3 protein-coding genes are annotated in these 5,655 nt (G+C 35.1%); all 3 read right to left on the bottom strand.

What is annotated here, in order from left to right:
• Nucleotides 1-11: 11 nt before the first annotated feature.
• The 3 genes from U9S71_RS20140 to U9S71_RS20130 all read right to left on the bottom strand — a co-directional run bounded on the left by U9S71_RS20140 (nucleotide 12) and on the right by U9S71_RS20130 (nucleotide 5,628).
• A complete protein-coding gene (locus U9S71_RS20140; protein WP_326329655.1) occupies nucleotides 12-1,499 on the bottom strand; it encodes an ATP-binding protein in 1,488 nt (495 codons plus the stop codon).
• Nucleotides 1,496-4,633 (bottom strand): type ISP restriction/modification enzyme, encoded by a 3,138-nt coding sequence (locus U9S71_RS20135; protein WP_326329653.1) that lies wholly within the window; start codon nucleotides 4,631-4,633, stop codon nucleotides 1,496-1,498. The genes U9S71_RS20140 and U9S71_RS20135 overlap by 4 nt, the downstream gene beginning before the upstream one ends.
• A 431-nt stretch (nucleotides 4,634-5,064) precedes the next feature.
• Nucleotides 5,065-5,628 carry an ORF6N domain-containing protein gene (locus U9S71_RS20130; RefSeq protein ID WP_326329657.1) on the bottom strand — a complete coding sequence of 188 codons (564 nt, stop codon included), beginning with the start codon at nucleotides 5,626-5,628 and terminating at the stop codon, nucleotides 5,065-5,067.
• Nucleotides 5,629-5,655 lie beyond the last annotated feature (27 nt).

Here is a 5,655-nt window from a genome sequence, read left to right as displayed (position 1 = left end):
AAAAATCTAACTTAAACTGCTGTCCTGTTTTCGGGGGGAATTATAGAATTATCTAAATAATTTCGTTCCGCTGCTCTTTCAAGATTACTGCCACCTTGAGGTATAATTTTAATATTCTCAGTATTAAAACAAATGATATTTCTAAAATCTTCATTATTTGATAGATTCAAGAAAAATTCTCTATCAAATTCGCCTTCAACACATAAAACAAGTTTTCCAAAATATGGAAGGATGCCAAGTGTATCAATTACTTTTTTAATCTTAATATCTTCATCTGATATTAGGGTAGGATTGTGACCAATCTTTTCTAAATAACAGATTTGTTTAGAATCGACAGTTTTTGCAAACTCAGGGGTATGAGTCGTTATAATGACTTTACTATTTTCTTTTGCTGAAATTGACTTTAGAGTATTCAATATTTTTAATTGAAAATCTGGATGTTGAGCTGTTTCTGGTTCTTCAATTGCATAAATCATTTGTCTTGTTGAGCTTCTCTTTCTATCTGCTTCCGCTTGGAAGTAACTAAGTAAAATCAGTCTTCTAACGCCACTGCCTCTTTTGTTAAGAGCAATTCCACGTTCGTCTTCCAATTGAAAGTTAAAAAGTGATTCCCAAGGTCTATTTTCTACGACAGATTTTAAACCTGTGGCAATTTCTTCATTTGTTTCTTTTAACTTCTCTATCGTAGCTTCTCCAAGTTTCTCAATTGCGTCTTCAATTTTCTTTTTTATTGGTTCTAAATCTCCTTTAATTTCATCAATTACTGACTTGGTAATTGCTTTTAATGGGTCTTGAACATCTTTATCAGAATCTCGGTTTGGTCTATCAACCTGAAACAAATTATATATTGGAAGATACTTTTCAATACTGTCCCAAGTTTCTTTACTTGACTTTGAATCTTCACCAATTTTATCAATTAATAAGGATGCTGTATCGAACTCACTAATGTTAGCTATTCGGTAAATAGCTTTTCTAATAGGTGGTTTTGAGTTTTTTAAAGGCTTCTCTCCGTCATTAATTTCTTCATAATCTTTTTCGTAGAGCTTAACTAAGTCTTTTAGCTTTAATGAGATTAATGGCTTTTCAATGAAATTTATTGGATGATGTGCTATAATCCAATTTTTTACTCCACTAGCGGTAATTGATTTACCACCTGCAGAATATGTTCTATGTATTTCAAGCAAACCATCTTTGTTTAAAAGGAATTCATCTTTCAAATTAGTTTCGGCTGTAGAATCAATTACAACCGTTTCATTACCCTCTAAAATAAAAGTTGCACCGATTGTAATTTCTGTCTCTCCTTCTTTTATAGCATCAATATTTAAGTCAGAAACTTCCATTTTGACTTTGTCATTATTGAAAAATATTTCAAGTGCATCTAGAATGGTAGATTTCCCAACATCATTTCTGCCAATAATGAGATTTAGGTTTTCATTGAAAGGTATTTTTATATCACGATAACCTCTAAAATTCTTAATTATTAAGCTATTTAATTTCATATAATCTCAATTTTATCAATCTCCCTCATCAACCGATCCGTCTCAGTCAATGCCACAATGATTTTTTGATAATGCAAAATATCGTCAAACTCCAATTTGCGGTCTTTACGGTCTTTGAGCCATTTTTGAGCGGGTTGATAACCACCAATGTAAAACTCCCAAGCAACTTGCGGAACTTTGTCAAAATACTGGGTTTCGTTAATGTAAACTTTACCGTCTTTGTATTTTGTTTTTCCAACTACATTATCTCCGTCTATTGGATATTGCGTAATATATTGCTCCACTTTTGGGCTTTCCAATAAATGAATTTGGCGTATTTCTCCACCCAATTTCACGAGTTGCCAAAAAGTATCTTTATCTTTTGGATAAGGTACTCTCGGAAAATCAATTTTTAAAAACTCTTTGTATTTCTCTCTGTATGTTGGCGAATGTAAAACTGCATAGATGTAGTCTAAAATATCAATTGGAGCAAAAGTATCTTTGCTTGTAGCTTTTTCATTGGTAAATGTTAAGCCTAATTTCTCCGCAATTTGATTTACAATTTCAGCTTTTAGATTTGGTTTTCTTACGGCTGATTGTTCAATAGTATGTTGTCCGTTGGTTTCTGGATAGAGATAAAGAGGAAAAGCATAACTCACTTCTCCTGTTTGTAAAGAAACAGAACATCTTTCTACTGCACTTTTTGTAATAAAAGCGTGTTGAAAATCAAAGGATGTTTGTCTTTTACAACATAAAAGAGCTACATTTTCTTTTAAAAGATGCTTAACCGTATCAAAACGAGGGCGAAACATAACTCCTTTACTATTCGTTGATATTAGGGTATATCTTTTGTCGAATGGACGATAAAGCGATTCTATTGTGTACGCATTTTCTATATCACTTTTTACTTCATTAGCTTTTGTGATTTTGAGATTGTATTTACTTGATATTTCCTCAGATGAAAAATTTTCTATGCCCTCTTTCAGAGACTTTATGTCTGTTTTATTGAATTTGATTAAAAATTTATCTTTCGCTGTTTCAAAACCTGAATTATTAAATGGAAGAAGCTCATCAATTTTAAACCCTAAATCATATTGATTAGCACTTTCAAAGTTTTTTGGAACAAAAAAGTAATAAGGTGAATTACATTCAATGCTGGAATAATTTAATGAACTTAAATCATTTTCTGTTAATGTTTTATACTTAAAGTCTCGTTTTCCATATAAATCATAATTATATACTTGACCTAATTCATTTTTCTTTTTCTTTCCTGTTTTGACGAAAATATTAATTGAAACACCTGCCATTATATCAAATACATTTTGGTCAATTGAACCATCAGGACTTGTTTCTAATTTTCGAGAATTTCCGTGTAAATCCAATATGTATATTTTATCAAAACTCTCTAACAAATGTTTTCGCATTTGCCTGTGAGTAATACCATCTAAGAAGCTGTTATTGGAAATGTAAGCCAAAACGCCACTTCCATTTTTGTCGATATAATGTTGTCCGTAACGTATGAATTTGATGTAATCATCATCCAAGTTGATTTTACGTTCATTGAGATTTTTCTTGTAGTCAGAAATTAAATCTTGAATCCAATCATTTTTATTTGTGCTACTTACAGCATAAGGCGGATTTCCAATTACACACATTACTGGCGTATCTCTTTTGATGTGATTCGCTTCGTTTGCTTCGGTGCTTAACCAATTAGCAAATAAAGTTCCTGTGTCTTGGTGATGTTCCTCTAAGCTGTTGGTCAAATAAACTTTAAATCGTTGGTTTGATGTTGGTTTAAATCCTGTTTCGGTCAAAAGCAAATCCAATTTTAAATGTGCCATTGCATAACTTGCCATTAACAATTCAAAACCGTTTAGACGTGGCAATAAATGGGTTTCTACATAATTGCTCCAAATGCCTTGTTGCCCTTGGAATTTTTTGTGAATGTGTTTTACCACTTCTGCCAAAAAAGTGCCTGTACCTGTGGCTGGGTCAAGAATCTGTACTTTGTGTACTTCTTGCTCCATTTGTTTGTAACCTGTTGCCGAACGTTTGTCAGCGGTTTGGGTGTTTACTTTTATGGTTGTTTTGCTCGTGTCGGCAAGTCCTTGCGGTAAATTAAATTCCGTTTTTAGAATATCATCAACTGCCCGAACAATAAAATTTACAACGGGTTGCGGTGTGTACCAAACGCCACGAGATTTACGCAATTTTGGGTCGTATTCGCTTAGGAACGTTTCGTAAAAATGGATAATCGGGTCTTCCATTTTGGTGGATTTCCCGTAGTTCTTTAAAATTTCTTCTACGTTACACGCCAAAAAGATTTCCGAAAGGTTTTCTACTACCCATTTAATTCGGTCGTCAATGTCTGGTCCTGCAATGTAGCCAAAGAGTTTTCGTAAAAACGGATTGGATTTTGGAATCAGTTCAGCCGCTTCTTGTCTGCTAAAATTATCCAAAGTAGGGTCGTGCAAACGAGCTGCAAACATTCCGTAAGCAATGGTTTGAGCGTAAACGTCTGCAAAACCTTGTGGCGTAATGTCGTGAATCAGAATCTGCTTGAAAGCCAACATTTGTTCTTTCAACGTACTATTCTCTTGATTTTCTTCATCACTGGTCAACGACTTTTCAATAATATCAGAAAGAAGGCGAGCTTTGCCCGCCATCATTTCTGCTAATTTTTTTGAGCTTTTTATCGTTTGTCCAACGTGAACGCAAAAGTCTTTTATCAGATTTTCAAAGTTGCCAAAGTTCTCAGGTAAAGGTTTTATTCCTTTGTCCGTGATTTCTGCAATTGAAATTTTGGTAACAAATTCGCCTTCTCGGTATAGATGAAAGTTTATGTAATCTGTAAAAATCAGATTGTTTAGAGAAGCTTTGTATCGGTCAAACTGCTCTTTGTTTCCTGTTTTCTTAGTGCCGTCAAGGTCTTTGTCGCCAATGTCTTTAGCTTCAATAAATCCAACAGGAATATCTTTTTTGGTCAAAATGTAGTCAGGTGCTCCGCAACTCTGTCTTTTCGGTTCGTTGGTCGCTCTGATGGTCGGCACTAAACTTTCCAAAAGTTGCTGTAAATCACCACGAAAAGTATGTTCAGTCGCATTTCCGAGTCTGTACCTTTTGTCTAAGTTGTCAATATATTGTTCTAATGTCATTTATTCTTTCAATTTCTGTCAGAGCGTTGGCAAGAAACAGCTCTTTTGGTTTTTTTAGCGTTGGCTCGTGTGCCGGCAAAAACCAAATGTGCTGTTTGTGCGGTGGGCTTTTTGTATGTTGCCCAACTCCTAAATATGCGCAATTGGCGATATTTAAAGTTATCTGTCACGTACTTTGTATTAGGCTTTAAATCAGTCGTTTGAGTTTGTGCTTCCATATTGTGTATCCCGCATTATTTTCCAAGGCGCTGTCTACTTGGTTATCCAAATGCGCATTGCGTATTTAGGATAACTTTTCGCATATCAGCCTTCCAAAGCTAACTTAGCTCTATCATAAGCCAATACGGTTTCCCATAAAGCTTATTTTTCAAATTGTATTGCGCTTGCGTTTCATTGTTGCCGCTTCTTTTATAAATGGTTTGCCCCCTTATTCATTCTTCTTTTTTATTCCCCCCAATTTTATACCCCACCATCTCCCTGTCCGGCAATAGCGGCGGCCGTTTGATTTTATCATTCAGTTCGTCGAGGTATTGGAATACCAGTTCGATATTTTTGTCTTGGTTTTCTTGCCGTTTGCTTTGTTTAGCGATGGCATTCTTAACCTGCTCAATTTCCAATTTCAGTTTGCTATGGTTGGTCAATGCTTCGCGCAGTTTAACAAATATGTCAATGATACGTATACTCATTGTTATCGCCTGTTCGCTTTTCAGCACATTGGACAACATGAGAACACCGTGTTCGGTAAAGGCAAACGGCAAGTATTTGGAATAGGCGCCATGTCCTAAGGTCGCATTTTGCGATCTTAGGATCAGGTCATACTCCTCCCGGGTCAACTCAAACATAAAATGCTCCGGAAAGCGATTCATATTTCGTCGTACCTGCTCTTTTAACCGGCGCGTCTCTACTCCATACAATTCTGCCAAATCGCTGTCGAGCATTACTTTTTGTTCCCTGATGAGATGAATTTTGTTGATGACCACTTCATCAGCAATCATCAAGGTTTTAATAGCATTAGTTTGGGT

It is taken from the genome of Parapedobacter flavus (genome assembly GCF_035818675.1).
Classification (GTDB): Bacteria; Bacteroidota; Bacteroidia; order Sphingobacteriales; family Sphingobacteriaceae; genus Parapedobacter; species Parapedobacter flavus.
This window is presented reverse-complemented; position numbering and strand designations above follow the sequence as displayed.

Bases quoted from the DNA above. Each gene is read 5' to 3' on its own strand.
- U9S71_RS20130 (WP_326329657.1), bottom strand. From the start codon at position 5,628: ATGATTGCTGATGAAGTGGTCATCAACAAAATTCATCTCATCAGGGAA.
- U9S71_RS20140 (WP_326329655.1), bottom strand. From the start codon at position 1,499: ATGAAATTAAATAGCTTAATAATTAAGAATTTTAGAGGTTATCGTGAT.
- U9S71_RS20135 (WP_326329653.1), bottom strand. From the start codon at position 4,633: ATGACATTAGAACAATATATTGACAACTTAGACAAAAGGTACAGACTC.